The organism is Kordia sp., from assembly GCF_045105435.1.
In the GTDB taxonomy this organism is placed as follows: Bacteria; Bacteroidota; Bacteroidia; order Flavobacteriales; family Flavobacteriaceae; genus Kordia.
Genome location: NZ_JBGCDL010000153.1, coordinates 1 through 2520, shown reverse-complemented (window position 1 = coordinate 2520; position 2520 = coordinate 1). Strand labels below are relative to the sequence as shown.

Genomic DNA, 2520 nt, shown 5'->3' with positions numbered 1-2520 from the left:
CTCATTTGTCCAAGACTTTCTTTAAAAAATCATTCTCAACTTGTAATTGACCTATTTTACTATAAAGAGCACTCTTTTCCTTATCGACTTGCTCTGTTTTGGTTTTAGAATCAAAAGCTTTTGATGAATTTTCGATAAACTCTCGTTTCCAAGTAGATATTTGTGTTGGATGAATCTCAAACTTTGAGGCTATTTCCTGTAAGGTCAATTGATTCTTGATCGCTTCTAAAGCAACTTTGGCTTTGAAGGATGAACTAAATTTTCTTCTCGTTTTTTTCATAAGTACAGCGTTAAATTTACAATTTAAGTTGCTGTCTTAAAAATGGGGAGGATTATATAGTTTACTAGTTTAAAATAGAAGTCATACGGTTCTAGCTAAAATAAGAAGCTAAAAAAAAGTTTTTAACTAACTATTTATCAAGAAATGCAACTTGGGTCATTTTCACTCCTAAAGCTTAGTTGAAAATTAGTTCTTTAAAACATTCATTTCTTAGCGGCTTCATTCTTCATTTTAGCATGCTGATAACCTTGTTCCCACCATTCTGCCATTTGTTTTTTATTAAAGATTAAAGAATTATCTGTTAGTTTCGTTGGTGTAAAATAAAGATTGAGTTTTACATCTCTATATTTTGCAGACAATTTTCCAATATTTATATCATGTCGTTCCACTTGATCAATCAAAAAACTAAATAAATTTACCATTAAAGAAAAAGGGTTTTTTCCCAACTTTTTATTTTCCTCGCCACGCCTAGTTTCCAATATAATAGCATCAATTTCTGTGGCACCTCTTTTAATTGCTTCATGGATAGGAACAATACAACCAAAACCACCATCGGCATATTCGTCACCATTTTTTGTAGCCAAACTCATAAACGGTACATAATTGCATGAAATCCAAATCCAATCGCAAAAATCTTCATATTCATAGTCTTTAATTGATTTGTATTCAACTCTGTTTTTAGTAAGATTCGTTACCGTGACTACAACTTCTTTTCCCGATGCTTTTAAACGTGTGAATTCTTCTTTAGAAAACTTTTTTTTAATCAGTTTTCTGAGCTTCTTTGTCTCTCCAAAAGTTCGTTTTCCTCTAAGTTGTTGGGTAAAAACATTAAAATAATTAATACTAATAAACGTTTGGCCTTTTTTCTTTCTAACAACAAAAGGATTCCTGCTAAAAATACTGCGCTGATTTACAGAAGTATATATTTCTTTAAGTTTAGGTACATTATCCAATCCCAATATTGGAACGATTAAACTCCCTGTAGAAGTTCCTAAAAACATATCGTAACTCTTTCCTTGTTCTTCTATAAGGTATTGCGCAACGCCGCCTGCAAATGCACCTTTACTTCCGCCTCCAGAAATGACTATTGCTTTCATTTAGTCGTAGTTTTTTTGTGTAAATATGCTTTCTCTTTATCATTGAGTAATTTTTCTGCACGTTTCAAATTTGGTGCATATTCAGAATTTTTGATGATTTTGTCTAATAAATCTCTGCAAAACTTAGCAAATCGCCAATTGTGATGCAATGCGCCATTCACTAAATCTGCTAAATTTTGATCTGTAAACGAACGTAATTCGTTAATAAATATAAACGCATTTTTTCGTACTTCAAAATGATTATTCGTGCGCGTATAGTTTGAAAGTTCTTGGTAAAAATACGGCGTATTATGTCCGCTATAATTCTTCGTCACAATTGCCAACGTAAGCCAAAGTGTTCTAAAACTCTTATCGTTAAAGCCTATCACATCTTTTGTTTGATCTAAATACTTCTTTTGATCAGCTGGGAAATTTATCCATAAATTGTACAAAGCGGCTTCTTTTGTTGTATAAGAAGCATCATTGAGTAAACTTTCATACTCAGATTTTAACTCCACAGGAATTTTAGTAAGTGTTTGTGCAATGGCTTGTCGCACTTTCAAATTATTTATTTGAAATGCTTTTTTGTACGTTTTTATATTTTGTTCCGAATTTCCTTGCGGAATGTTCTTAACAAGATTCACTAGTAATTCTTCTGAAAAAGGAGCTTGTTCTTTTACAGCTTCATCTTGCGAAAGCAGTAGCATTTTTTCAATAGCTTTACTAATTTCAACAGGCAATTTGTTGATATTTGATTGACGAAACAGTGCTACTTTTCCTGGTACATTTCTCATTGCACCTAAATATGCATACAAACTTTCATTAGTACTTGAATCTTGCGTTAGTAATTTTTCAAAACTGTAAAAGTCTTCAGGCAACTGCGAATTCACTAACCAAGTTTGTACAAACGGATCTAAGTTTTTCCCACTTTCTTCTTCAACTATTCGAATGAAATCATTAGTTTCTGCACTTTTGAATTTATAGGTATTCAAATATCGTTGTACAGCTTTTTTAAACGGCTTCTCTCCTACTTTTGCACGCAACACATGCAAAGCCCATGCGCCTTTTTGATAAAACGTTAAACTGCTTGCTTTCGGATTCAATAAAGATTCACCTTTTCCATCATTCAACGCTTTTAATTGCATTGCCGATTTAAAAAGTGTC

General features: G+C 32.3%; 3 protein-coding genes. All 3 read right to left on the bottom strand.

Annotated elements, in window-relative coordinates; translation table 11 throughout:
* Position 1: 1 nt before the first annotated feature.
* Positions 2–280, bottom strand: coding sequence for a transposase (locus AB8B65_RS08175; RefSeq protein WP_405300413.1), 279 nt, complete (start codon positions 278–280; stop codon positions 2–4).
* Between the two features lie 203 nt (positions 281–483).
* A complete protein-coding gene (locus AB8B65_RS08170) occupies positions 484–1377 on the bottom strand; it encodes a patatin family protein (RefSeq protein WP_405300410.1) in 894 nt (297 codons plus the stop codon).
* A partial coding sequence (locus AB8B65_RS08165; RefSeq protein WP_405300409.1) for a M1 family aminopeptidase occupies positions 1374–2520 on the bottom strand: 1147 nt, incomplete at its 5' end. The genes AB8B65_RS08165 and AB8B65_RS08170, both read right to left, overlap by 4 nt.

Excerpts from the sequence above, each read along its gene's own strand:
- AB8B65_RS08175 (WP_405300413.1), bottom strand. The coding sequence starts at position 280 with ATGAAAAAAACGAGAAGAAAATTTAGTTCATCCTTCAAAGCCAAAGTT.
- AB8B65_RS08170 (WP_405300410.1), bottom strand. The coding sequence starts at position 1,377 with ATGAAAGCAATAGTCATTTCTGGAGGCGGAAGTAAAGGTGCATTTGCA.